Origin of the sequence: Flavihumibacter sp. ZG627, from assembly GCF_000814325.1 — a bacterium.
GTDB lineage: Bacteria > Bacteroidota > Bacteroidia > Chitinophagales > Chitinophagaceae > Flavihumibacter.
In genome coordinates this window covers 1-26,999 of sequence record NZ_JPHF01000008.1, presented here as the reverse complement: position 1 = coordinate 26,999, position 26,999 = coordinate 1, and the positions used below count along the sequence as shown (strand labels likewise).

The 26,999-nt window shown below is 44.2% G+C and carries 22 protein-coding genes; 7 read left to right on the top strand and 15 right to left on the bottom strand.

All coding sequences use genetic code 11. The features are described 5' to 3' along the window. Positions 1–58: 58 nt before the first annotated feature. The 4 genes from HY58_RS14530 to gyrB form a co-directional block, all read right to left on the bottom strand. Positions 59–796 carry a DUF1080 domain-containing protein gene (locus tag HY58_RS14530; protein WP_039133494.1) on the bottom strand — a complete coding sequence of 246 codons (738 nt, stop codon included), beginning with the start codon at positions 794–796 and terminating at the stop codon, positions 59–61. Between the two features lie 49 nt (positions 797–845). Beyond that, complete coding sequence (locus HY58_RS14525; protein WP_039133492.1) at positions 846–2,783, bottom strand: T9SS C-terminal target domain-containing protein; 1,938 nt, start codon at positions 2,781–2,783, stop codon at positions 846–848. 88 nt (positions 2,784–2,871) lie between these two features. Then, positions 2,872–3,075, bottom strand: coding sequence for a hypothetical protein (locus HY58_RS14520; RefSeq protein WP_039133489.1), 204 nt, complete (start codon positions 3,073–3,075; stop codon positions 2,872–2,874). Positions 3,076–3,187: 112 nt separating this feature from the next. Continuing rightward, positions 3,188–5,176, bottom strand: coding sequence for a DNA topoisomerase (ATP-hydrolyzing) subunit B (gene gyrB, locus HY58_RS14515; protein WP_039133486.1), 1,989 nt, complete (start codon positions 5,174–5,176; stop codon positions 3,188–3,190). 234 nt (positions 5,177–5,410) lie between these two features. Here gyrB and HY58_RS14510 point away from each other — a divergent pair, with 234 nt between their 5' ends. Next, a complete protein-coding gene (locus HY58_RS14510; RefSeq protein WP_039133483.1) occupies positions 5,411–6,349 on the top strand; it encodes an AraC family transcriptional regulator in 939 nt (312 codons plus the stop codon). Positions 6,350–6,365: 16 nt separating this feature from the next. On the opposite strand, the gene HY58_RS14505 is transcribed toward HY58_RS14510, so the two are convergent. Beyond that, positions 6,366–6,878, bottom strand: coding sequence for a ferritin (locus HY58_RS14505; protein WP_039133480.1), 513 nt, complete (start codon positions 6,876–6,878; stop codon positions 6,366–6,368). A gap of 181 nt (positions 6,879–7,059) precedes the next feature. Here HY58_RS14505 and HY58_RS14500 point away from each other — a divergent pair, with 181 nt between their 5' ends. Beyond that, positions 7,060–8,199 carry a PepSY domain-containing protein gene (locus HY58_RS14500; RefSeq protein WP_052324163.1) on the top strand — a complete coding sequence of 380 codons (1,140 nt, stop codon included), beginning with the start codon at positions 7,060–7,062 and terminating at the stop codon, positions 8,197–8,199. Here HY58_RS14500 and hemL read toward each other — a convergent pair whose 3' ends face one another. From hemL to hemA, 8 genes are read right to left on the bottom strand one after another with little or no spacing between them, the layout of a single operon-like run. Beyond that, positions 8,200–9,498, bottom strand: a complete 1,299-nt coding sequence (hemL, locus tag HY58_RS14495) for a glutamate-1-semialdehyde 2,1-aminomutase (RefSeq protein ID WP_039133477.1) — start codon at positions 9,496–9,498, stop codon at positions 8,200–8,202. A gap of 6 nt (positions 9,499–9,504) precedes the next feature. After that, positions 9,505–9,801: a YciI family protein gene (locus tag HY58_RS14490; protein ID WP_039133473.1), complete on the bottom strand. Its 297-nt coding sequence runs from the start codon at positions 9,799–9,801 to the stop codon at positions 9,505–9,507. Positions 9,802–9,832: 31 nt separating this feature from the next. After that, a complete protein-coding gene (gene hemB / locus HY58_RS14485) occupies positions 9,833–10,807 on the bottom strand; it encodes a porphobilinogen synthase (protein WP_039133470.1) in 975 nt (324 codons plus the stop codon). 31 nt (positions 10,808–10,838) lie between these two features. Beyond that, the gene (gene hemF / locus HY58_RS14480) at positions 10,839–11,750 is read right to left on the bottom strand and encodes an oxygen-dependent coproporphyrinogen oxidase (RefSeq protein WP_039133467.1); all 912 of its coding nucleotides are present in this window, start codon (positions 11,748–11,750) and stop codon (positions 10,839–10,841) included. Positions 11,751–11,761: 11 nt separating this feature from the next. Continuing rightward, positions 11,762–12,787 (bottom strand): uroporphyrinogen decarboxylase, encoded by a 1,026-nt coding sequence (gene hemE / locus HY58_RS14475; RefSeq protein WP_039133464.1) that lies wholly within the window; start codon positions 12,785–12,787, stop codon positions 11,762–11,764. Between the two features lie 13 nt (positions 12,788–12,800). Further along, on the bottom strand, positions 12,801–13,505 hold the full coding sequence (locus HY58_RS14470; RefSeq protein WP_039133461.1) for a uroporphyrinogen-III synthase: 705 nt from the start codon (positions 13,503–13,505) through the stop codon (positions 12,801–12,803). Beyond that, positions 13,505–14,434 (bottom strand): hydroxymethylbilane synthase, encoded by a 930-nt coding sequence (hemC, locus tag HY58_RS14465; RefSeq protein WP_039133457.1) that lies wholly within the window; start codon positions 14,432–14,434, stop codon positions 13,505–13,507. Before hemC ends, HY58_RS14470 begins: the two co-directional genes overlap by 1 nt. 1 nt (position 14,435) lies before the next feature. Then, entirely contained in the window at positions 14,436–15,677 is a 1,242-nt protein-coding gene (gene hemA, locus HY58_RS14460; RefSeq protein WP_039133454.1) for a glutamyl-tRNA reductase, read from the bottom strand. 282 nt (positions 15,678–15,959) lie between these two features. On the opposite strand from hemA, the gene hemH reads away from it, so the two are divergent. Both hemH and HY58_RS14450 read left to right on the top strand, forming a co-directional pair. Further along, positions 15,960–16,994: a ferrochelatase gene (hemH, locus tag HY58_RS14455; protein WP_039133451.1), complete on the top strand. Its 1,035-nt coding sequence runs from the start codon at positions 15,960–15,962 to the stop codon at positions 16,992–16,994. Beyond that, on the top strand, positions 16,991–17,536 hold the full coding sequence (locus HY58_RS14450) for a CopD family protein (RefSeq protein ID WP_253271581.1): 546 nt from the start codon (positions 16,991–16,993) through the stop codon (positions 17,534–17,536). The genes hemH and HY58_RS14450 overlap by 4 nt, the downstream gene beginning before the upstream one ends. A 62-nt stretch (positions 17,537–17,598) precedes the next feature. Here HY58_RS14450 and hemN read toward each other — a convergent pair whose 3' ends face one another. Continuing rightward, positions 17,599–18,984 carry an oxygen-independent coproporphyrinogen III oxidase gene (hemN, locus tag HY58_RS14445; RefSeq protein ID WP_039133448.1) on the bottom strand — a complete coding sequence of 462 codons (1,386 nt, stop codon included), beginning with the start codon at positions 18,982–18,984 and terminating at the stop codon, positions 17,599–17,601. 959 nt (positions 18,985–19,943) lie between these two features. On the opposite strand from hemN, the gene ileS reads away from it, so the two are divergent. After that, a complete protein-coding gene (gene ileS / locus HY58_RS14440) occupies positions 19,944–23,354 on the top strand; it encodes an isoleucine--tRNA ligase (RefSeq protein ID WP_039133445.1) in 3,411 nt (1,136 codons plus the stop codon). Here ileS and HY58_RS20040 read toward each other — a convergent pair. After that, positions 23,302–23,772, bottom strand: a complete 471-nt coding sequence (locus HY58_RS20040; protein WP_371197917.1) for a pentapeptide repeat-containing protein — start codon at positions 23,770–23,772, stop codon at positions 23,302–23,304. The two genes, ileS and HY58_RS20040, sit on opposite strands and share 53 nt — an antisense overlap. A gap of 256 nt (positions 23,773–24,028) precedes the next feature. Between HY58_RS20040 and HY58_RS20035 the strand changes: the two genes are divergently transcribed. Together HY58_RS20035 and HY58_RS14425 are read left to right on the top strand one after the other, a co-directional pair. After that, positions 24,029–24,493 (top strand): TraR/DksA family transcriptional regulator, encoded by a 465-nt coding sequence (locus HY58_RS20035; protein ID WP_371197918.1) that lies wholly within the window; start codon positions 24,029–24,031, stop codon positions 24,491–24,493. 481 nt (positions 24,494–24,974) lie between these two features. After that, positions 24,975–26,999, top strand: a 2,025-nt coding sequence (locus tag HY58_RS14425) for a hypothetical protein (RefSeq protein ID WP_216593811.1), incomplete at its 3' end; no start/stop codon positions are given.

The following is a 26,999-nucleotide window of genomic DNA, read 5'->3' as shown; positions in this document are numbered from 1 at the left end:
AATTGCTGACTTAACCTGTTGTTGTCCGAACATCCCCTTTACATGTGTCAGATACCTGTTACAATTTGCGCAACCAGATATTCCGGAAACTAACGGGGTTACCGTGATCCTGGAGCTGGATGCTTAGAGGGCCATGTTTTTTATAGCTTGGGGCACCGATATATTCAGTACGTCCCTTGAGCTCCACATTATTCTGTACAAGAACATTATTGTGCAATACTGTGATACGCGCAGCAGATTTAAGGCTTCCGTCATCGTTAAAGCGTGGCGCAGTAAATATCACATCATAGGTCTGCCATTCACCGGGCGCTTTGCTTGCATTCACTAGCGGAATATGTTGCTTATAAATGCTTCCTGCCTGACCGTTAGAATAGGTCACATTCTTATAATTGTCGAGAACCTGCAATTCATAATTCTCCATAAAAAATATTCCACTATTTCCGCGGCCCTGGCCTTCACTTTCAACTTTAGCAGGTGTGCGCCATTCGATATGCAGCTGGCAATCTTCAAAAACCTGTTTGGTTTTGATATCCCCTGTACCTCCTTTTACTGTGAGTATTCCATTGTCAACAGACCATCCCGGAGCACCGCCATTTCTGGCACTTACCCATTCATTAAGGTTTTTCCCATCAAATAAAATTATGGCATCTGAAGGGGCATGATGCATATTGCCGGGATCCACCATGGGTGGAACAGGCGTCCATACTTCGGTTGCTTTGGGATCGCCTTTTTGCTGGGCATTACTGATGGTTGTGAAGGCAAGAATGCTCGCCGCAGTAAGGAAAATAATTTTCATGTTTTGTTGCTTATTGATGGTCTTGTAAATTTAAGGAATCCGGAATTATCTAACGGATGAGGATGAAGTTGCCTTTTTTTACTATTTGCTTACCATTGAAGTCTTCCCCGCTAACAACAAAAGTATAATTGCCTGCAGGCTGGTCAATACCATTAATTGTACCATCCCATCCAGTGAATCCCAGCCCATCGAAGATTTTTTGTCCCACTCTGTTAAAAACACGGAAGTAATTCATTTTTCGCATACCCACGGCGAGATATCGGAAACGGTCATTGTGTCCGTCACTGTTTGGTGAGAATGCATTGGGAATATATATTTCAGGCCCTTTATATACTTTGATATTGATGGTATCTGTAGTAGCACATCCTGCAGGGGTGTACGCTGTCAGTACATAATTTGTTTCGCGGGTGAGTGTAGCAACCGGATCGGGGATATTTGGGTCAGATAATCCGGTGGCTGGCGACCAGGAATATAATACCCCGCCTGATGCATTCAATTGAAGAGGTTGGTTATCGGCAACCAGTGTATCATTTCCGGCAAATGCATTGGTGCTAAAGAAGGATGCTATATGGTCCACAGGTATACTGGCGCAACCATTAACTCCAATTCCTTTAACCGTGATAATATACTCACCCGGCAAACTTGGCTTAAAGGAATAATTTGCATCTCCAGGGGTAGTTGATGCGGGGGACCAATTCCAGGATTGTATGGGATTGCCAGGAGTTCCGCTGCTGGCTGTCAGTTGAAGGGTTTCTCCAATGCAGGAGTTACTTAGGGGAGTGATCTCAATTTCGGGCTGTGGCAATAATTTGATGGTTTTTGTAGTTACTTCAGAAATGCATCCTTCTTTCGTTTTAACTGAAAGGCTTATATCAACCGAAGATTGGCCGCTGATATTTTGCAGTGGTGGAATATTACCGGAATGCTTAACTCCATTGATAATCCAATCCCATTCAGAAATAGTTCCAAACTCAACTGAGGAGCGATCGAGAGGTTGAAAGTTTACTGATCCGCAGATAGTGTCAGGAACAAGGAAATCAGCAACTGGGATTGAGCCAATTGTGATCAGCTTTTTTGTAGTGTCTGACCAACAGCCATTATTGCCAAGAACAGTTGATGATACAGTATAATTTCCCGGTTGCGCATACGTGTGAGGGGGAGGATTACGGAGGTTAGAAGTTGTGCCGTCACCAAAATCCCAATGCCACTGAACGATGGTGCCGAAAGAGGTGGAGAGGTCAACGAACTCAATGGTTTGAGGAAAGCAAGTTTCTTCGGTAGGAGCCTGATTGAAGTTGGCTGTAAGCGAAGTACAGAACCGCTGGTGGTTTGTAGCGCCACCGGTTGCCCCTGTGAAGCCCCAGAAAACCATGGGATCATTGTTGAAAACATTACGAACCAGGTCAATGGTATCGGAAACGCGGAGTACCTCATCAATATAAGTTGTTAGCACCTTTGTATTGGCGTTCCACCGGATTTTCAATACATGCCATTTGCAGTCTTCTATATTTTCACTTAGGGCAGAAACAGGCACTGGTCCATCCAGGTTATTAGAACTTAAATGGTTGTTATCGCCATCACGTTGAATGCTGATATGGTCATAGGCAGGATCATTAAGGTTAGTGTTCTGCCAGGTATCAAGCGCAATACCTATTGACGGTCGTATGCCTTCAAAACCAAGTCCCTCGCCGGTCGTACCAACATTGGTACTGATAGGCTGCAATACGAAAACAATACCATCTGCTCCATTTGCATCGGTGCATCCCAGGTTTACATCAAAACTGAATTCAAACGGTTCATTAAGGTTGATCTTATTAATATTCCATACCGAGCCAGACCTTGTATTTTGCGCGGGTGTGAGGGTATAACAGTTGCAATTTTCCTTGAAAGCTGCACCATTGATATGATAGGGACTATCCACCACAGATTGTGTCATCCCGGAAGTAGCCAGTGACAGAATGAGCAGCAGGAGGATTAGTTTTTTCAAGCAGTCTGACAGTCTTAGAGGGTAACATAAAAAAACATCATTCCTCCTAAAGGGAATGATGTTTCTTATTCAATTGAATATAAAATTATTACCAGCCTTGTTTGGCAATACCAGCTTTGATTGCAGCAAGAGCTTTTTCCTCGCCCAACATGGTTGTGAGTTTATTGCCTTTGCCATCATTACCCTGGGCCATGTAACCGCCACGTGCGGTTTTAGTGATCACCGCATCTTTTATTTCAACACCCTTTTCTTTTGTTTTCACATTATATGCGGTCAGTTTGATATCAGCCATAACGAATTGTTTTTATGGTTAGTGAATAAATATTAATATTAGCTGGCATACAAGCTAGCCAAAAAATCTCAAAACAGGCGAATTCAATACCCTGAAATCGTCAAAAATTTATTTATATATCGATTTTGGCATATTTGGCGTGACTTTCAATGAACTGCCGGCGTGGTGCAACTTCATCACCCATAAGCATACTGAAGACCATATCGGCTTCAGCGGCACTTTCTATTGTTACTCTTTTCAATGTTCTTGTTGCCGGATTCATGGTGGTTTCCCAAAGCTGTGTTGCATTCATCTCACCAAGGCCCTTATAGCGTTGAACGTTTACACTGTCATCTTTTCCCCCACCAAGTTTAGCGACCCATTCCTTACGGTCATCCTCACCCCATGCATAGGCCTGGTCTTTACCCTTCTTAACAAGGTAGAGAGGCGGCTGTGCGATATATACATATCCCTGTTCCACCATCTCTTTCATATAACGGTATATGAATGTAAGGATCAGTGTTGCGATATGTGATCCGTCCACATCCGCATCGGTCATGATGATAAGTTTGTGGTAACGGAGTTTGGTTATGTTTAAAGCTTTGGGATCTTCAGGGGTACCAACCGTAACACCAAGGGCGGTATACATATTACGGATCTCTTCGTTTTCGTAGATCTTATGCTCAAGTGCTTTTTCAACGTTGAGGATCTTTCCACGGAGAGGAAGGATAGCCTGGAAGTTTCGATCACGGCCTTGCTTGGCAGTACCACCGGCCGAGTCTCCCTCTACCAGGTAAAGTTCACATTTTTCCGCATCCCTTTCAGAGCAGTCTGCAAGTTTACCGGGCAGTCCACCACCGCTCAGAACAGTTTTCCGCTGAACCATTTCCCTTGCTTTCTTGGCGGCTACACGTGCCTGTGCTGCAAGGACCACCTTGGAAATAACGTTCTTTGCTTCTTTAGGGTTTTCTTCAAGGTATGCTTCCAAAGCCCTGCTGACGGTGGTTTCCACTACGCCACTTACTTCGCTGTTCCCGAGTTTGGTCTTTGTTTGTCCCTCAAACTGAGGTTCAGGAACCTTTACGGAAATGATAGCGCTCAGGCCTTCCCGGAAGTCATCACCTTCAACTTCTACTTTGGCTTTTTCAAACAGACCTTCCTTATCACCATAGTTTTTAAACACACGGGTAAGCGCCCTTCTGAAGCCGGTTACATGGGTACCGCCTTCAATGGTATTGATATTGTTTACGTAGCTGAAGATGTGTTCCTTGAAATCATTATTGTAGCTCAACGCTACCTCTACCGCCACATGCGAGCCCTGGTCATAGCCATCAACATATAATGTTTTGGCGATAAGTGGTGTGCGGTTGGCATTTGCATCAAGCATTTCGACGAACTCTACAATTCCACCTTCACTATAAAATGTTTTGGAATAGGGCTTTCCTTCTTCATCGAGTTCGCGGAGGTCAGTTAAAATAATATTGATACGACGGTTAAGAAAAGCAAGCTCACGCAAACGACCTTCCAGGATCTCCCGGTTATATTCACTTACCGTGAAGATTGACATGTCGGGCCAGAAGTGAACGCGGGTGCCGGTTTCCTCAGATGTACCAATTTCTCGAACAGCATATTTAGGAACGCCAATAGAGTATTCCTGTTCAAATATTTTTCCTTCGCGTTGAACTGTTACCAGCAATTTGCTGGAAAGCGCGTTCACACAACTTACCCCCACACCATGTAGTCCCCCGGAAACCTTATAGGTATTCTTATCAAATTTTCCACCTGCATGCAGAACAGTCATAACCACTTCAAGTGCACTTCTTTTCTCTTTTGTGTGCATGGCGGTAGGGATACCCCTGCCATCATCCTGAACCGAAATGGAATTGTCTTCGTGGATATTGACAATAATGTTTTTGCAATAACCAGCCAGGGCCTCATCAATAGAGTTGTCAACAACTTCATAAACCAGGTGGTGCAGGCCCTTAACGCCGATATCGCCGATATACATCGCCGGGCGTTTTCTTACCGCTTCCAGTCCCTCCAGGACCTGGATACTATCTGCTTCATAACCGCCTTGGGTGGGAATTGTCTTTTCTTTTGTTTCCTGCAATTCTGTGCTCATATATGCTACTGTAGATCGCTTATTTGGTTTAAAAAGGACTATTTACAAATGTACGAAAAAAGGGGAGACGGAGCTGAATCTGAGTGGATTTGAGCTGAGTTTTGGGGTTTATAAGGGCTATTCAAGGCCCTTCGGTGAATAGGGACGATCTGCCTAAGAAATTACGGTTAAATGACAGTAGTGCTGGTCAATGGTGCCCCGCTGATTGAGGCATAAAGTGTACTTTTGCCGTCCATGCACCAGGCACCTGATATATTATCGCTGGCCCGAAAGGCGCCGGTTATGTTCAACGAGCTCGAATTACTGCAGTATCGGGAACAGCAGATTCCGGGTTCGGTACAATATACGATTCACCGTTATCGCCGGCAATCCCAATTTGAGGTTGATGATATGGGAATGCTGGTTTATCACCGGGTAGAAAAAAACAGTAAGGAGAATTACCTGGAACTTCGTTTCTGCATTTCCGGTAATACTTATTGCCGGCAAAAGGAAATTGAATGCGACAATTGCAGGTTCAGCCTTTCGAATAGTTGCGAGCAGAAATCACCCAGTGTGGATGTTTTGAGTTTCCTGTTCTCGCCCACTCATCTTTCGCAGTTCATAAATGGGGGGAAGATGAAATCGATGCCCGACGAAATTGTTCATTTCAGGCATGCATCTTCTTTCTCTAAAACGCTGACCTTATGTGGTAAAACGCGAACTGTACTGGAAGCGCTATTAAACCACAATTATTCAGGATCCATGGAGAATATCTTCCTGAATGCACAAATGCAGATGCTGTTACTTTACAGCCTCGAGTGCATGATTGGGGAGAAAGAGGAGATGGCGTTTACCTGTAAGTTCCTCGCTAATGAATCTGACCGCGAAAAGATCGAAAAGGCCCGTGAGATCCTCCTTCAACATATTGGTGAACCCATCACAATTAAGGAATTGAGCCGAAAAGTTGCTATTAATGAATGTTACCTCAAAAAAGGTTTCAAGGAGTTGTATGGTACTACGGTATTTGATTTCTACCAGAGCCAGCGCATGGAACATGCCCGCTACCTTCTTTATGAAAAAGGGTTGAGTGTAACCGAGGTTTCCATGATGCTCGGTTATTCATCCATTTCCCATTTTTCTACAGCCTTTAAAAAGCATACGGGAATAAAGCCCTGCGAGTTGCTATTGCGCTAGAAGGCTCATGATTGATCTAGTGCCCTCCACCCTGCGGACCCCTATATGCCATAATATCCCTGTCAAAGAGATAAAGTCCACTCTTATCGGCTCCTATCAGTTCAAGTTTTTCATTCAAAGTTCTTGCCATACGTTCTTCTTCCATTTGTTCAGTTACATACCATTGGAGGAAGTTATGTGTAGCATAGTCTTTTTCAGAAAGCGACTGGTGAACAATATCATTTATACTATCGCTCACTTTAAGTTCATGTTTAAGGAATTCTGCAAATGCAGTTTGCAGGCTTACGAATGTAAGGATGGGTTGTTCCAATGCAGGCACCACGCCAAATCCACCACGCTCATTAATAAATGCTATCAGTTTAAGCATGTGTACCCGCTCTTCATCGGATTGTTTATAGAAAAATGCGGCCACACCCTGTAAACCGGGTTGGATATCTGCCCAGGAGGCCATTGCCAGATAGGCCTGTGAAGACTCTGCTTCCATTTGCACCTGCTTATTAAGGGCATCCTGCATTGTTTTGGATAACATGGTTATGATTTTAAATGAATTTACGAAAAAATCTCTCGCACTTTTTTTCCAATTGCGTAACCATTTTCCCTTTTCGGGAAGTATTTGAGTTTTTTCATCATGAAATTTGCCTGCTCTTTATAAACAGGCAAACAATAAATATAATTTTCCGAAATATAGTAGGGTGACCTAAATTGTGATAATGAAGATATTTTTCAGACGCATCCATCTTTACCTCAGCCTGGCAGCAGGACTCATTATAATGGTTACCTGTTTTACGGGTGCTGTATTGGTATTTGAGAAGGAGTTGCAGCAGTTCTTCCATCGTGAGCGGTATTTTGTAGAAATACCTTCGGGGTCAACACAAGTTGCGGTTGCGAAGATGGTGGAGATGGTGGAAAAGCAGGTACCTGGCGCAGATATTAGTTCGGTAAAAATTTATACAGACCCATCACGCACAGCTGAATTAAATTATACAGTAGAGAAAGGTCAGCGCAGAACTGCATTTGTTAATCCATACAGCGCCCGGATTATTGAAATGTACAGCTACCAGGAAACATTTTTTTATACCATGTTCGCTTTGCATAGATGGATGCTGGGGGGTAATATAGGTAAAATGATTGTAGGAGTTAGTACTATCATCTTTCTTTTCATACTGATAACCGGTATAGTATTATGGTGGCCAAAAACAAGAGCTATACTACGCCAGCGTTTACGTATTAAACTGGATGCAGGTTGGAAAAGGGTGAATCATGACTTGCATATAGTAGTGGGTTTTTATTCAGCCATACTGCTTTTCGTATTTGCCTTTACCGGACTGGCATGGAGTTTTGAGTGGTTCAATAAAGGTATATATAAAGTTACCGGATCACCAATGCAGGGTGCTAAACCTCCGGTGAATGAATTTCGGGAAGGTGTTAATATGGCGGGCTTCGATAAGGTCCTGAGTTCTGCAAAAATTGCTGCTGCTGATGTTGAGTTTTATAATATCAGTGCTCCAAAAGATTCTGTTGCTTCATATGCGGTGAATGTATTGCCAAATGATGCTGCACATGAATCTGCAACCGATAATTATTATTTTGATCGGTATGGCGCTTCTGTAAATACAGTTGTTAGATGGGAAGACCGAAATCTGGGGCAGAGGGTTAGAGCGACATTTAAGCCCGTGCATGTGTCTTCCATTATTGGTATGCCTTCAAAGATCATCGGTTTTATTATTTGCCTGCTGGGTACAAGCTTCCCGGTTACCGGATTTATTATGTGGCTGAACCGGACAAGGAAAAAGAAAAAGCAGCCAGGTATGCTGGCTGCCGATATGGGAGAGCAGGAAGAAGCTGCATGATCATTTCATGATCTCTGCCAGACTTTCGCCAGCTGCTTTTATAGTATTATCAAGGTCTTCTGTGGTGAGTGCGTTGTTTAAGAACCATGCTTCGAAGGCAGAGGGCGGAAGATAAATTCCACGGTTGAGCATGGCATGGAAGAACTTAGCAAACAGCGCATTATTTGCAGCGGATGCAGAAGCAAAATCGTTTACGGGTTTTTCGCTGAAATGAATGCTAAGCATCGACCCGAAATGATTAATAACGAAGGGGTGTCCCCACGCCTCAAGTTCCTTTTCCAGACCTTTTTTGAGATAGGCTGTTTTTTGATCCAGCTCTTCATAAAGAGATGGGTTGCAGTTTAATTCAGAGAGCAGGGTAAATCCTGCAATCATTGCGATTGGATTACCGCTAAGTGTTCCTGCCTGGTAAACGGAGCCAAGTGGTGCAACTACCTGCATGATCTCTTTTTTGCCCCCAAAAGCGCCAACAGGCATACCCGCACCAATTACTTTTCCATAGGTAACAAGGTCAGCATCAATACCCAGTTTTTCCTGGGCTCCACCTTTGGCCAGTCTGAATCCGGTCATCACTTCATCAAAAATAAATATGATGCCTTCTTCATCACAGACCTTACGGAGTCCTTCCAGGAAACCCGGTGCAGGAAGGATACAACCCATGTTGCCTGCAACCGGTTCAACGATAATGGCGGCAATTTCTCCCTTATGACTGGCAGCAAGTTTTTTCACTGCATCAAGATCGTTGTATGCGCAGGTTAAAGTATCGGCGCTTACTCCCGCTGTAACACCGGGAACCGTCTGGATGTTAAAAGTAGCAACACCGCTTCCCGCTTTAACCAGGAATGAGTCAGCATGACCATGGTAGCAACCTTCGAACTTCAGGATCTTATTCCTTCCGGTATAACCTCGTGCAACTCGTATGGCGCTCATGCAGGCTTCGGTTCCGCTGCTTACCATTCTTATGAGGTCAACATTTGAGGTCATGCTACGGATAAGCTCCGCCATTTCTATTTCCAGTTGGGTAGGTGCACCATAGGATGTTGAGTATTCAGCATATTGCTGTATAGCTTTCACCACAGGAGCATAGGCGTGGCCCAAAATCATTGGTCCCCAGGACGCGATATAGTCAATATACCGGTTGCCGTCCACGTCATATAAATAGGCTCCTGCTGCCAGCTGTATGAACAGTGGAGTTCCTCCTACACTTTTAAAGGCGCGGACCGGCGAGTTGACGCCTCCGGGTATTGAACCCTGTGCACGCGCAAAAAGTGCAATGCTATTTGAGATATTATTAGTCATAGTATTTTATATTTCATCGCCGGCAAAATCATCAAAGGCTTTTATCTTTTTGGTTGCCTTAAATTCTATGATGCGGTAGCTTGCGAGGCCATTGATGCTGAATGGATCCTGGGATATGATCTTCTCGATCTCCCCTTTACTGGTAGCCCTTGCAAAGATGAGCCCGCCATCGCGTGGTTCTTTCCTGCCAGATGCCAGGAAATGTCCCGAATGATAATATTTTTCCAGGAAGGCCACATGTCCTGCCATGGCCGCATCAATTTCGGTTGCTGGTACCTTGTAGGTTAATTCAATGATAAACATGATGCCGTTGTTTTAATATGTTAACTGGTTGTTAGCCGATCAGCTTCACTGCGTCTTTTGCGAAATAAGTTGCGATAAGGTCGGCCCCTGCACGTTTGATGGATGTTAGTGTTTCAAGGATTGCCTTGTCTTCATTGATCCATCCCATTTTGGCGGCAGCCTTTATCATGGCATATTCCCCACTGATATTATAGGCACTAACAGGAACGGATACACTATTTTTTACTTCCCTTATTATATCAAGATAGGAAAGTGCCGGTTTTACCATAACAATATCAGCACCTTCTTCAATATCCATCAATGTTTCTTTAACCGCTTCAATCCGGTTGGCATAATCCATCTGGTATGTTTTCTTATCACCAAATCCGGGTGCGCTATCCAACGCATCACGGAATGGACCATAAAAGCATGAGGCATATTTTGCACTATAACTCATGATACCTGTATTAGTATGGCCTGCTGATTCCAGTCCCTGCCTGATAGCACCAATACGGCCATCCATCATATCAGAGGGTGCAACAAAATCGGCGCCAGCATCAGCATGTGAAATGCTCATTTTAACGAGTGCTTCAACAGTTGGGTCATTAACGATCTTTCCATTTTCCACAATCCCATCATGACCATAAGAGGAGAATGGGTCCAGTGCTACATCGGTCATCACGAGCATTTCAGGAACTGCATCTTTAATGGCTTTTATGCTTCTTTGCATAAGTCCATCAGGATTCCAGGCTTCTTTGCCGGTGTTATCTTTCAATTCATCCTTGCATTTAATAAATAGTAATACAGAACAGATACCCATCGACCATAATTCTTTCACTTCTTTTATTGTGTGATCAAGGCTATTGCGATAGTAACCGGGCATTGATGCGATTTCAGTTTTGATATCATTGCCCTCATCAATAAAAAGTGGTACTATAAAATCAGTGGCACTCAATGAAGTTTCAGCTACCATCGAACGTATGGCCGATGATTGCCGTAGTATCCTGTTTCTTCTTTGCAATATCATGATGCTTCAATTTTTATATTTCGGAACGGCGTTAAACCCAGTCCACCGGATGCAGGCAAGCTTGCAGTAATTTATCTTCTTCTGAACCTGGTTCAGGCTGGTAATTGTATTCAAAACGAACTGTTGGTGGGAGGCTCATCAGTATACTTTCTATACGTCCATTTGTTTTTAGTCCAAATAAGGTGCCCCTATCATGTACCAGGTTGAATTCAGTATACCGTCCGCGACGAATCTCCTGCCAGTGTTTTTGTTCCTCAGTAAACGGAAGCAATTTCCGCTTTTCAACAATTGGTATATAGGCTTCCATGAATGCGTCTCCACAGCGCTTTGCAAACTTTATCCACCAGTGGGCGTCACGCTCCTGGTTGGGCCGTTGGTAATCGTAAAATATCCCCCCGATTCCCCTTCTTTCTTCATTACGATGCCAGTTTACAAAATAGTTGTCACAGGTTTTCTTGAATGTAGGGAAAAAGACCGGATCGAAATCATCGCAGGCATTTTTATATGTTTGATGAAAATGCCGGGCATCTTCTTCAAAAAGATAATATGGAGTTAGGTCTGTGCCTCCACCAAACCATTGATCGATGATTTCATTATGTTCATTGTATAATTCGAACATCCGGTAATTACAATGAACAGTTGGAACAAAGGGATTCAGCGGATGGAGTACCAGGCTGAGTCCGCAGGCAAACCAATTGTCACCATTTATTTTAAGTTGGTTGCGCATTGCGTCCGTTACCTTACCATAAACAACGGAGGTATTTACGCCACCTTTTTCAAAAACTTTTCCGTTGCTGATCACACGTGTTCTGCCCCCGCCACCTTCCGGTCTTTCCCAGTTGTCTTCTATAAAATGTGCTTCGCCATCACTGGCTTCCACGACTGAGCAGATCCTGTTTTGAAGATCATGTATATAATTGGTAAAAACATCCTTTGGCAGCATGTTGAAAGGGGTTATGAATATTCTTTTACGGAGTCAACAAAAGCCCTTGCATGGTCAACGGGGATATTAGGAAGAATTCCATGGCCCAGGTTGGCAATATGACGATGACCACCAAATGCCTCGAGCATGGTCTTTACTTCCTGCTTTATAACAGGTATTGGTGCGGATAATTTTGCGGGGTCAAAGTTTCCCTGCAGAGTAACATCCGGTCCTGCAAACTGGCGGGCAAGTTTTGGTTTGATACACCAGTCGATCCCTAAACCATGAGCTCCTGTAGCAGCCATTTCTTCCAGAGCAAACCATGCACCTTTTGCAAAGATGATGGTTGGGACTTCATCTTTAAGGGCAGCCACAATCTGGCGGATGTACTGGAGGGAATAAGTTTCAAAATCTGCAGGACTCAACAGTCCGCCCCAGCTATCAAAGATCTGTATTATATCCGCCCCTGCTTTAACCTGTCCTTTCAGGTATGCAATGGTGGTGTCTGTAATCATCTGCAGCAATTTATGTGCAGTATCAGGTTGGGTGTAGCAGAAAGCTTTTGCCTCATCAAACGTTTTAGAACCTTTTCCCTGAACCATATAGCAGAGCAGCGTCCAGGGCGCACCTGCAAAACCAATCAGAGGAACCCTGCCATTCAATTCCTGTTTAATGAGTTGTATGGCATCAAATACATAATGGAGGCGATCATTTACATCAGGTACCATTACCCGCTGAAGGTCATTTATATTTTTGATAGGTTCCGGTAAGATGGGTCCTTTGCTTTCGATGAGCTGCACCTCAAGGCCCATTGCCTGGGGCACTACGAGGATATCAGAGAAAAGGATGGCGGCATCCACACCAACTATATCAACGGGTTGAAGTGTAATTTCAGTTGCGAGAGCTGGAGTCTGGCATCTTTCAAAAAAACCATATTTCTCGCGTAGCACCATGTATTGAGGTAAGTATCTTCCTGCCTGACGCATCATCCACACTGGAGTTCTTTCCGTCTGTTCGCCTCTAAGCGTTCTTAATATGAGATCGTTCTTTATTGACATCTTTGTTTTTTGATTAGTACCGTCCTAATATTTCAATTGCCTTTTCTGCCAATGCTTCTTTACCGGGTGCATCAGCGCTGATGATCCTGTTGGCACAATGTTTTTTGATGGCATCCGCTGTTGTGGAACCGATAGCAAAAGCCAGTGCATTGTCAGGAAGCTGGTTGGCGGAGAAAAAGCTCTCCACTGCAGAGGGACTGTAGAACAACACCCCTGAGAAGTTTTCGTTCAGTTTATGAGGAGTAGCAATTGTTTCATATACCACAATTTCTGTGACCAGAATACCAGCAGCAAAAAGCATATCAGGCAATTCGGGCCTTCGTTGATCGCCGCAGAAAAATATCACTTCTTCGGCCATCGCATCTTCTATGATTTTGTCGGCCAGGGCGATAGCATTTTCAGCTGTTCCGGCAATGCTCTCTTCGCCGAAGAATATTTCAACCAGTTCGCGGGTGGTATGGCCGATGCAATAGATTTGCCAGTCTGGTTGCTGTCCCTCCAATAATTCTGCTACTGCTTCCACTGCATTCATGCTGGTGAAAACAACAGTAGCGCTGAGAAGTAAGGACTGCTGTATTTCTTCTATTGTTTCGCGGGTCTGTATTGGCTGCGTTTCAATAAACGGAAGAACTGTAATGTCAACTCCTTTTAATGCTGCATTATCCAGTAGTTCTTTACGAAGTGGCCTTGTGCTCAGGAGTGTTGGTTTTATATCCATCAGTGTCCTGCTTTTTTTATTTGTTCAATGATGCGGCCGGCACCTTTTGCGAGAAGTGTATCGGCTGCACGTTTTCCCATACTTACACTTTCATCAGTAAGCGCTTCTTCAAATTCAATGTCAAGATGTTCTGATCCGTCAACAGAAAAAATATTACCCTGGAATTTTATTTTCTCTGCATCGATTGTTGCCAGAGCGCTTATTGGAGTAGAACATCCACCCATGAGTGTGCGAAGGAAGTCGCGTTCTATATGGGTGCATATGGATGTTGGTTCATGATTGAGCAATTTGCATGCTTCGTAGGAATAATGATCATCATCGCGGCATACGATCAGGATAGCCCCCTGTGCCGGTGCTGGTAACATCCAGTTTAGTGAAAGAGCAGATGGGGGGAGAAGATCTGTACGTTGCAGGCCTGCTGCTGCGAAGATTGCTCCGTCCCAGTTTTCTTCTGAAAGCTTCCTCAGGCGGGTATTAACATTACCGCGAAGGTTGGTTATTGAGTGATTAGGATAGCGATGCAACCATTGTGCTTTGCGCCGAATACTACTTGTGGCGATTAGGGCTACAGAATTTCGGTCGTCAAGAAATGCCGTGCCATTTTTTGGTACGATAATATCCATATAACTACCACGCTCAAGCGCTGCAACAGGAACAATTCCCTTTGCTGTTTGCGTGGGAACATCTTTCATAGAATGAACCGCAATGTCAAAGCGGTTACTTAAGAGGGCGGCATCGAGTGTTCTTGTAAACACGCCCTGTACGCCCATTTCATATAGCGGGGTTACGAGGTCAATATCGCCTTCACTTTTAAGGGGAACGAGTGAAGTAGTAAAACCTTTGGCTTCCAGTTGTTGTTGTACCTGTACAGCCTGCCATACGGCCAGTTGGCTGTCACGAGTTCCGATTCTGATAATTTTATTTGTCATCTTAATTTGCACGCACTGCAATGAAGTCATTGATGGCTTCCAGGTAATGACAGCCGCGTTCGTTCTTCACGCGCATTTTGGCTGCCATGGTATTCAATACCTTTTGAATCCTGTGCGAAGCATCTTCCGAAGGTACTGTAGTAGTAGTTGAATTATAGAGAAATTCAGGATTGCCTGTTGAGTGTATTTCTTCCAGTTTAAGCTTGACCTGAACCAGTACTGCCAGTTGCTTACGCATACGGCACCATTCCAGGAATTCTGCAGTCTGTTCTGCGATTATGGCCAAAGCTTTTGGTACTTCTGCCATTCGCTTCTGCAGGGTTTCATCCTTAAGAAGGGAAAGTTCATCTACGTTAAGTAATCTCTTGCCGGTTAATTCTGCCACTTCGGAGTGAACATTGTTTGGAATGGAAAGATCAATGATCCATTGCTGTTGCTTGCCGTTGAGATGAGCGGCGCGGATGATCGGTTCATCTGCGTTGGCAGCTACTATTATGATATCTGCATTTGAAACAGCGCTATAAAGTTCTTCAGAAGGGAGGCTTTCCAGGTTGAGTTCTGAAGCGAGGTCTACTGCTTTCTGATGCGTACGGTTAACCAGTGTGATATTTCGGCAGCCGAGGTAATCTATAAGATTGCGACAGGTATTCCTGCCAATTTTTCCCGTACCAATCAATAGCACATTTTTATCAGCAACATCGGCCACCTGTTCGCGAAGGAACTGAATGGCTGCGAAAGAAACGGAAACGGTTCCGCTGCTCAGTGCTGTATTGTTCTTGACGAGTTTGGATGTTTGGAGTACCTGGTTGAACAACCTCTCAATAAAAGGACCGATGCCATTTTGTGCCTTAGACTGTTTTACCGCCAGTTTAATCTGTCCCACAATTTCATAGTCGCCCAGTATCTGTGAGTCGAGGCCTGCTGCAACCTCGAACAGGTGCTGTGTGGCATCTTTACCTCTCAGGAGGTAAGCTATATTGCGGAATTCCTCTGCACTCTGGCCTGTTGCTTCGCAGAGCAATGATACCAGCAGGTCTATATCACGAGCAATTCCATAGACTTCAGTACGGTTGCAGGTGGAGAGAACGAAGATCTCGGCAATACCCCTGCGTTTGGCCTCTGTAATGATCCACTCGTAGTGTTCATTGTTTATAGCGAAACGGCTTCTCACGGCGGAATCAGACTTTTTATAGCTGATACCGGCCACGAAAAAATGCTGCAGGTCTTTTGGATAATCTCCCATAACGATTCTAAGCTTCTGTTACTGCGGGGTTTGCGGCACAAAAATAGTCCAACACAAGCTAACCGCCTTGGGTTAACTGTCAGTGAAATGTCATATTACCGTGACAATGCGCGCAATCGTCACTCAATTGTCATATTGGGATGATGGATTGAAGATTTTATGTAGCATGAAAATGGGTGATTAGTTTTACAACCTTTCCGGTGGGCAATCGTTTATTATCGATTGCAATCAATTAATTAGGTTTGTTACCGTTTACTTCTTTTTATTTCAATTTTCGTTCATATGAAACGTGGCATTATATTGATGAACCTGGGATCGCCAGACTCAACTTCGGTACGCGATGTTCGGAAATACCTGAACGAATTCCTGATGGACGAGCGGGTCATTGATATGAATTGGTTGGGCCGTTTATTGCTGGTTCGGGGTATTATTGTTCCGTTTCGCGCGCCGAAATCTGCAAAGGCCTATGCCTCTATCTGGACCCGGGAGGGATCTCCTTTGATCGTAATTACCAAGCAGTTACAAGCTGCCTTGCAGGAACAGGTTTCTGAGCCGGTGGCCATTGCAATGCGCTATGGTAGTCCATCCCCCCGCGATGCATATGAAGAACTATTGCAACGCATGCCTGGTCTCGAAGAAGTAATATTGATACCCATGTATCCTCATTATGCAATGAGCAGCTATGAGACTGCGGTTGAGTATGCGAAAGAGCAGCATTTACAGGGAGGGTATTCGTTCACTTTGGATATCATCCCACCATATTATGATGAGCCGCATTACCTCGAAGCATTGGCTGATAGTATTAAACCTTTTCTGGCTCAGGAATATGACCAGATACTTTTTTCCTATCATGGTATTCCGGAGCGCCATATTTTGAAAGGAGATATTACGGGCACGCACTGCCTGAAAGTTGCCAGTTGTTGTGAGGTTGATTCTCCTGCGCACAAACAATGTTATCGCCATCAATGCTGGTTTACCACAAAGAAGATGGTTGAATATCTTGGTATTCCGGAAGGCAAGTGGGGATTTAGTTTCCAGAGCCGGCTTGGGCGTGACCCCTGGTTACAGCCATATACCGCTAAAAGACTGGAAGAACTTCCGGGAGAGGGTGTGAAAAAATTGCTTGTTGTTTGTCCAGCCTTTGTGAGTGATTGCCTGGAGACACTGGAAGAGATTGCCGAGGAGGGTAAAGAAGAGTTCCTGCATGCAGGGGGAGAGGTGTTTACAATTATTCCATGCCTTAATCTGCATCCAATGTGGGTGAATACATTGGTGCGATATGTGGCAGAAGGAGTGGAAACCAGCAGCCATTCATGATGATCTATCCCTATATAAAAGCACTACATATCATCTTCGTGGTGACCTGGTTTGCAGGGTTGTTCTATATGCCCAGGCTTTTTATCTACAGTACTGAGGCTGGTGAAAAACCAGCGGAAGAGCGTGATATTTTGCGTGCGCAATTTGCTATCATGACCCGTAGGTTATGGTATGGGATCACCTGGCCTTCTGCAATTTTGACCCTGGTGCTGGGAATTGCGGTGATGTTCATGGGTAATTGGGATGCCATCCTTTTCAAACCGGAAGGCCGATGGTTCCTGATCAAATGGCTATTTGTACTGGGTTTGTATGCCTACCATTTTTCATTGCAGGTAATTGTAAAACAGGAGCTCGCGGGCATATTTAAATTTAGTTCCAACCAACTGCGCCTTTGGAATGAAGTGGCAACTGTTTTCCTTTTTGCGATAGTGATGCTTGTGATTGTGCGTACCAGCATGAGCCTTGTTTGGGGAATGGGCGGGCTGGCCGCATTAATTATTATTCTTCTCCTCGCAATCAGGATTTATAAGAAATTTCGATAATACGGGTAGCCTCAAATGCGACGGTTTTTGGGTTACCCGTCTGACGTCTGTCACGACGGATGTCAGACGGATAGGCTGAAAGTCCTCTCTGCCGGTTGTTGGCGGCGGAGGTGAAGGTCAAAAGCGCTGCAGACATTCCTGATGAAATGGTGCCCCAGCGAAGTAAGCTCCAGACCGGTCTCGTTCCATTTGAGGAGTCCATCTTTGGCCAGCGTACGCAATTGCGGAAAACTAAATTCCTCCAGTAAAGGCAGATCGGCAGGATCAAAGCGGGTCGCTCCTTTACAGCTTATATCCAATATGTATTTTTTGAAGGAAAGATCTTCTCCAGTAAGGAAATATCCCTTGGTTACTGCCAGGTGACCGTTATTGATAGCCTCATAATATTCGCGGATCGTTTTTTTGTTTTGCGCATAGGCATTGCCGGCATCACTGATAGCGGAAACGCCGAGGCCAATCATAAGGGTGCTGGATTGAGTTGTATAGCCCATGAAATTCCGGTGGAGCCTGGTTGAGCCGGTAAAACCATCGCCGGCACCGGAGTATCGTGCTTTATGAAGCTCATCGGTAGGCAAAGCAAAATGGTCCATCCCGATATCAGCATAGCCATTGGCAGTAAAGTGGAATTTGCCAAGGCGATACAATTGCATTTTCAGTGCCGCCGGAGGAAGGTCTTTCGTATCGAAGAGCCGCTGTCCGCGGCTATTCCAGGGAACATGGGCATAGCTGTAGAAAGCAACCCGGTCGGGCCGCAGGCTGATGGTTTGCAACAGGGTGCGTTCCATGCTTTCTATAGTTTGTTTAGGGAGCCCATATATCAGGTCAAAATTCACAGATGTATAGCCGATTTCTCGTGCCATTTTTGTCACCTTTACAACATTTTCAAAAGGCTGTATCCTATTAATAATGAACTGTACTTCCGGATCATTGTCCTGAACGCCAAAACTAACTCTGCGGAAGCCGAGATCGAAAAGCGTTTGCAGGTGTTCATTAGTAGTATTGTTGGGATGACCCTCAAAACTAAACTGGTGGTCAGGATGTATCTCGGCATATTGCAGAATTGTAGAGAGTAACTTGTTCAGGTTCTCCGGAGAGAAAAATGTTGGAGTACCTCCTCCAAGATGGAGTTCGCGGATTAAAGGCTTTGCTGGCATCAATCGCAGGTAGAGTCTCCATTCACGAACCAGTGCCTTTATGTAAACATCTTCCACACTGTGATTGGTAGTGATCTTCTTATTGCAGCCACAATATGTACAAAGCGATTCACAAAAGGGGAGATGAAGGTAAAGGCTGATTCCCTCCTTGCTGTTAAGTAAATTAAATTGTTCCGTGAATCCTGTTTCCCAGTGATCCCGTTTAATTGGCTCTTCCCAATTAGGTACGGTAGGATAAGATGTATATCGGGGTATCGGCTGGTTGTATTTTTCTAATAATCCCTGACTGATCATAATCTTTGTATTGGGTGCAAAGAAAAGCCTGAACAAAAACACCATTCATGACCTTCCTTTGGTTCATTAACTGATTTTAATCAGGTTTTCCTTCTATTGTCATAGTACTGTCATGAGGGTTAAGGGATTTGCTTCTAATGTCAGTAAACAGTCAGCAAGAGTGGTGCCCGGGCGATCGGGAAAAGTTCATTAATGCAGAAACAGAATGGAAGTATTGGATTTGCATATGCAAAAGGTCTTGGTGGGAAGCTTTTCGCAAATTAGGTGGACGAGCAGTTTGCGGGTGAACTAAATACAGAAATTGCCAGTAGTAATGGCAGGGGGATTGCTGGTTTTTGTAACGGCCGGAATAGAAATCGTTCTTTAAATTATTCGGTGGTTTTTTGTATTTGCAGAACTAAGTGGAAAGTTATAAAAAAGAGGAAGGGGGCTAGACAACCCCCTATTTTAACCCCTAAACCCTAAACCGTAGAAAAATTTACCAGTTATGTTGAATTATTTAATCATTTAGGCGACTATCTCAACATCAACTGAACATATATTACAAGAGTGACACTAGCACCCTATTATTGCGTTGCGTTTCTATTGAAAATAGTTTCAGAAATTATGCCAAACGCGAAAAATGTGGATAAGTCGGCCTTCCTTAATGCTTGATAGCTAGAATTTTAACAGAAGTTCTGGGCCTCTGGTAAATTCCCTGAGATCTTTCCCATAGGGCATGTGAAAGCAACTGCGATTTATCCTTACTAAATGCCATCCAAAAAACAACAAATTGTTGACTAGGTTTGTTCCCATTCATTATTCCAATGCCATTCCTGTGCCGGGTATAAAATATGGAATCCAATTAGAGGATAGTCATAGTGTGATACACGTCTTCTGAACCCGTGGAATTTCAGTAACTTCGCGTCTATTTCAAGGTTACGTTTTTCGTAAGTATATAAGAATCAGCGACTTAATTTATGGCAGCCAAGTATCGTGAATACCAGCAACTGAACCTACCTTCCATTGAATCAGAAATCCTGGGTAAATGGACCGAACACCAGGCCTTTGAGAAGAGTGTTAGTTTGCGTGAAGGCAAGGAACCTTTTGTTTTCTATGAAGGTCCCCCCAGCGCTAATGGAATGCCCGGAATACATCATGTGATTTCCCGTACACTTAAAGACCTGGTTTGTCGCTATAAGACCATGCAGGGATACCAGGTGAAACGGAAAGGTGGTTGGGATACACATGGACTTCCGATTGAGCTTGGCGTTGAAAAGGAACTGGGCATTACAAAGGAAGATATTGGTAAATCAATTAGTGTAGAGGAATACAATCAGAAATGCCGTGATGCTGTATTGAGGTTTAAGGATAAATGGGATGATCTGACAAGAAAGATGGGTTACTGGGTTGATTTGAATGATCCTTATATCACTTTCGAGAATAATTATATAGAGACTTTATGGTGGTTGCTCAAGCGACTGCATTCCAAAGGATTGTTATATAAAAGTGTTAGCATCCAGCCCTATTCGCCTGCGGCCGGAACCGGACTCAGCTCACATGAGTTAAACCAGCCGGGTACCTATAAGGATGTGAAAGATACATCGGTTGTGGCCATGTTTAAGGCCTTACGCGATGAACGATCAGAATTCCTTTTTGATGCAGCTTCAGAAGTTATAAACCCGAACCTTTATGCTGCCAGTATAATTGAAACTACAGAGATCTTTTTTCTTGCCTGGACAACCACTCCATGGACACTACCAAGTAACCTTGGATTAACTGTTGGTCCTAATATCGATTATGTATTAATAAAGACATTCAATCCATATACGCATCTTCCCATCCATGTTGTGCTGGCTAAGTCATTACTTGGAAAGTATTTCAAACCGGAAGGAGAGAATGGTGATTTTGATGGATATGGACCCGATACTAAACTTCTGCCTTGGAGACAGCTGAACGAGTTTAAGGGAAAAGTGCTTGAGCATTGCCGTTATGAACAATTGCTTCCCTATGAGGCCAACAGTGCCGATGTAGCCGGTGGTGATCCATTCAGGGTGCTTTTGGATACTTTTGTTACTACAGAAGACGGAACTGGTATCGTGCATACTGCCCCTGCTTTTGGTGCCGATGATTATAAGGTTGGAAAGAAATATGGTATCGGTATTCTGACAATGGTTGACAGGGAAGGAAAGTTTGTGGAAGGTCTGGGTGAATTCAGCAATCGCTATGTAAAAAATTATAAGGATGAGCCCGATTATGTAGATGTAAATATCGACATCAGTGTAAAGCTGAAAAAGGAAAACCGGGCCTTCAAGGTTGAGAAATACGAACACAGTTACCCCCATTGCTGGCGGACGGATAAACCAGTATTATATTATCCCCTTGATGCCTGGTTCATTAAGACCACAGCCATCAAGGACAGGATGGTGGAACTCAACAAAACCATCAACTGGAAGCCCAAAGCTACCGGTGAAGGACGTTTTGGCAACTGGCTTGAGAATATGGTGGACTGGAACCTGAGCCGAAGTCGTTATTGGGGAACCCCCCTTCCAATCTGGAGAACTGAAGACGGCAAAGAAGAGAAATGTATAGGTTCTATTGAAGAGCTAAAGATGGAGATCATCAAGGCCAGGGAGGTTTTAGGAGGAGAGGTGAACAAGAACTATTTACATGACAATGAACTGGATCTCCATAAACCCTATGTTGATGAGGTGGTATTAGTTAGTGATACGGGCAAGGTTATGCGACGCGAACCCGATCTGATCGATGTTTGGTTTGACAGTGGGGCGATGCCATACGCGCAGTGGGGGCTTGATCAATTAAAGGTTCGTGCCGGTGATGAAACACCTTTCAACGCGCCATTCGGACAAAATTTCCCTGCTGATTTCATATGCGAGGGTGTTGACCAGACCAGGGGATGGTTTTATACGCTGCATGCTTTGGCAGCGCTGCTATATGATAGTGTAGCATATAAGACTGTGGTTTCAAACGGTCTTGTGCTCGATAAGAATGGCAACAAGATGAGTAAACGCCTCGGCAATGTGGTGGATCCATTCAGTACAATTGAAAATTTTGGGGCTGATGCAACGAGGTGGTACCTTATAACAAATGCTTCTCCATGGGATAGTCTGAAGTTTGACCTTGAGGGAATCAGGGAAGTACAACGAAAGTTTTTTGGTACATTATATAATACCTATCAATTTTTTGTACTTTATGCTAATGTGGATGGTTTCTCCTTTAATGAGAAATATGTTCCATTGGAAGATCGTCCAGAGATAGACCGATGGATACTCTCCTCGCTTAATTCGCTGGTACGCGATGTAACTGCAGCGTTGAATGATTATGAACCAACCCAGGCGGGAAGGTTGGTAGAGGATTTTGTAGATGAACATCTCAGTAACTGGTATGTAAGATTATGCAGGAGAAGGTTTTGGAAAGGAGAATACTCTACCGACAAGATTGCTGCCTACCAGACACTTTATGAGTGCCTGGAAACCATCAGCAGGCTGATAGCGCCGGTATCACCATTTTTTGCCGACTGGCTTTTTACTAACCTGAATACTGTAACAGGACGATTTAAAGAGGGTTCCGTTCATCATACCGATTACCCGGTTTCAGATGCCGGATTGATCGATACCGCACTGGAGGAGAGGATGCAATTGGCCCAGGACAGTTCATCCCTTGTACTTTCACTACGTAAGAAAGTCAATATCAAGGTGAGGCAACCACTTCAAAGGATCCTGATCCCCGTATTAAACCCATCTATGAAGGACCAGCTTGAAAAAGTTGCGGATCTGATAAGGAGCGAGGTTAACGTAAAAGAGATCCAGTACCTTACTGATGCCGATGGTTTTATCAAGAAAAAGATCAAGCCGAATTTCCAGGCGTTAGGGAAAAGGCTGGGATCAAAAATGAAGGCTGTGACCGCGGCGATTGGTGCCCTCGATCAGGAAGCCATTTCCTTACTTGAAAAAGAAGGTTCATATTCTTTGGAAATTGATAGCGAACCCTTAATATTACAAATCCATGAGGTTGAAATCACCAGTGAGGATATTCCAGGTTGGATGGTGAGTTCAAAAGGAGCGTTGACAGTGGCGCTTGACGTTACTGTTACACCAGAGTTAGAGCAGGAAGGCAATGCCAGGGAATTGGTGAACAGGATCCAGAAAATCCGTAAGGACAATGGTTACGAGCTTACTGACAGGATACTCGTAAAGCTTTCACAGGCTGGTGTATTAGCAGAAAGTATCCGTCATTTCGGCCCATACATAAAGGAGGAAGTGTTAGCCGATGAGCTTGAAATGGTAGAGGAACTGGGAAATGGAATGGCGATAGAAGTTAATGATCAACCTGTAAGAGTTTGGGTAGACAAAGTAACCCGGACCCAATAAACAGAACATTCATCACCGGATAAAAGGAAGAAAATATGGCAACAAAGAAAAAGGCTGCCCCTGCCAAGGCTTCAGTAAATGCAAAAGCTTCTGCTGGCGCAGCGAAAAAAGTTGCTCCGGCAAAGAAAGCGGCCCCTACACCTGCGAAAAAGGCTGCAACGAAAGCTCCTGCCAAGTCTGCACCAGCTGCCAAAGTAACAAAAGCTGCTCCGGCCGCTAAAGGTGCCGCTGCAAAAGCACCTGCTAAAGCTGCACCTGCAAAGTCGGCCCCCGCTAAATCAGTTCCTTCAAAGGCTGCCCCATCCAAAGCAGCTCCTTCAAAGGCTGCTGTTAAAACGGCTGCTGCAAAGCCTGCTCCAACTCCTGCTCCAGCAAAAGGAAATGGTTCAAATGGTAAGGCTGTTGCTTCAAAAGCCACTGAAAATAAGAAAGCACCCGTAAAAGCTGCTGAACCTAAAGCTGAACCAGCTCCAAAGGCAGCACCTGCTCCTAAGGAGAAAAAAGAAAAACCGGTAAAGCCTCCTGTGATCAAGAAGGCCAATGCTCGTCAGATCAGGCAGTTTTTAAAGACTGGTCCGAACAAGCCGACGGTGAAAGATGATTCAAAGCAAACCACACCGATTCCCATTAAGAAACCTGCGCCACCACCAGAAAAAAGACCAACCAGGCTGGTGATGCCAGAAATTAAAACAAAAACCGTGAAGCCCTATAATCCCGATTTTACAAAGAGTGTTCTTGACCAGGAGGCACAGATACCAACCGGACCGTCTATGCGCTATAGTGATAATGAATTAGTTGAGTTTAAAGATCTGATCAATAAAAAGCTTGATGCCGCCAAGAAAGAACTTGCTTACCTGCAGGGACTAATCACCCGTAAGGATGAGATGGGAGGGGATGAGAGTGAGAGCCGTTACATGACAATGGAAGATGGTAGTGTAAGTATGGAACGCGAACAGTTGAGCCAGATGGCCAGCAGGCAAATAACCTTTATCGACCATCTCGAGAAGGCTTTAATGCGGATTGAGAATAAAACCTATGGTATTTGCCGGGTTACCGGTAAACTTATCGACAAGGCCCGCCTGCGTGCTGTTCCCCATGCTACATTGAGCATTGAGGCGAAGAATACGATGAATAAGTGATCATAATTTTGTTGAGAATAATAAAGGTCTCCTTCCGGGGACCTTTATCTTTTTGATGAGAATAACCATTTTGGGGGACAAGCAAGGTTAGTTCAAAACCTTAGTTTTACGCTTGTAAGTTTTAACCCCTAAACCAGGTCCCGGTTGCTGTGAAGGTGCATGCCGGGAAGAATCATTGAGACTGTCCACATAGGCAGTCTCTTTTTTTGCCACCCTCTCCCGTATTGCCTTTAGTTACTTATCTAAGTGTTTTTCTATATCAATATACTAAGAGGCAGGTCGCACCGTTATATGATAGATTTTCGATACCTGTACCCTGTCAAAAACGGCTGAGCCAAAACTGGTGTTTATGCCTGGAGCCCTAAACCTTCCTATTTATAGGGTAATCTTTTCATTTACAACAGTCTGGTGAAAACCATTATAACCAAATTCTATTTTGCATTGAGTCGGGTGGGCTCTATGCTTGAAAAACCAACACCGGATGATCCAAACTGTGGAAATACTTTTCATTTGGAAAGTGGGTAATAAGAAGAGGCTGGGTGTCATTCTTTTACTTGTTTTGATGATGCAGCTGCTAAGTGTGGCTGTATTTGCTATACCGGGTAAAACTTTATTTTTTACTCCTTCAGCATCTATAACCAGCGGCCCGGCTACAATCTGTACAGGCAGTTCCACAGACATTTCCTTGAATATAGTTGCTACAGGTGCATGGACACTTACACTTGATAATAGCGGCGGAAGCGTATCAGGAAACGGCTCCGGAAATTTTATCATCAGTGTTTCTCCTACCGTTTCAACAACCTACAAAATTGCTTCATTATCTGATGAGGAAGGAGCAGCAGCTGCGGGTGATCTTAGCGGTGAGGCTGTAATTACTGTTAATCAACATTCAACGCTTAATCGTACAAGCTTACCAGTTACAACTAACCAAACAATTTGTATTGGTTCCCCGATTACATTGATAAGTTACTTTGTTGGTGGGGGTGGAACGGGAGTTGAAATTGAAGATCTTCCTGTTGGGGTAAATTATACTATTAATAATGGTATTGTGTTTATTATGGGCACGCCCACCCTGCCTGGGAATTATACCTATACAGTTAGGACAATTGGTCCATGCAATCAGGCGCAGTTAACTGGTAATATAAATGTACGCGATAACAGTAGCATTGATTTATCATCGGCTATAGGTACAGAATCGCAGACATTATGTATTAATACTCCGATAACCAATATTACTTATGCAGTTGGTGGAACTGGTAATGATGCAACTGTCACGGGACTTCCTGCTGGTGTATCTGGTAATTACAGCGGAGGTGTTTTTACAATTAGTGGAACACCAACAGAATCCGGAACTTTCAACTACATAGTTACAACAGTTGGTCCTTGCGCAGAAGAAACGGTAAGCGGAACCATCACTGTTCAACCGAATTCATCGATCAGCCTCACATCAGCTGCAGCTACGGAAGCGCAGACACTATGTATTAATACGCCGATAACCAGTATTACTTATGCTGTTGGTGGAACTGGTAATGATGCAACTGTAACGGGACTTCCGGCAGGCGTGTCTGGTAATTATAGCGGAGGTGTTTACACAATCAGTGGAACGCCAACAGAATCCGGAACTTTCAATTATACTGTTACAACAGTTGGCCCATGTGCTGAAGCAACTGCAAATGGAACAATCACTGTTCAACCGAATTCAACAATCAACCTTACATCAGCTGCAGCAACGGAAGAACAGATACTATGTATTAATACTCCGATAACCAATATTTCTTATGCAGTTGGTGGAACTGGTAATGATGCAACTGTCACGGGACTTCCGGCAGGCGTGTCAGGTAATTATAGCGGAGGTGTTTTTACAATTAGTGGAACACCAACAGAATCCGGAACTTTCAACTACATAGTTACAACAGTTGGTCCTTGCGCAGAAGAAACGGTAAGCGGAACCATCACTGTTCAACCGAATTCATCAATCAGCCTCACATCAGCTGCAGTAACGGAATCGCAGACATTATGTATTAATACTCCGATAACCAATATTACTTATGCTGTAGGTGGAACGGCAACAGATGCAACAGTTATTGGCTTGCCCGATGGAGTTACCGGAACTTACATTGCTGGTGTTTTCACAATCAGTGGAACGCCAACAGAATCCGGAACTTTCATCTACATAGTTACAACAGTTGGTCCTTGCGCAGAAGAAACGGTAAGCGGAACCATCACTGTTCAACCGAATTCATCGATCAGCCTCACATCAGCTGCAGCTACGGAAGCGCAGACACTATGTATTAATACGCCGATAACCAATATTACTTATGCTGTAGGTGGAACGGCAACAGATGCAACTGTAACGGGACTTCCGACAGGTGTTTTAGGAAATTACAGTGCTGGAGTTTTCACCATCAGTGGAACACCATCGGTTACGGGAACATTTAATTATGTCGTTACTACAGTTGGCCCTTGCGCAGAAGCAATGGCAAATGGAACAATCACTGTGCAGCCT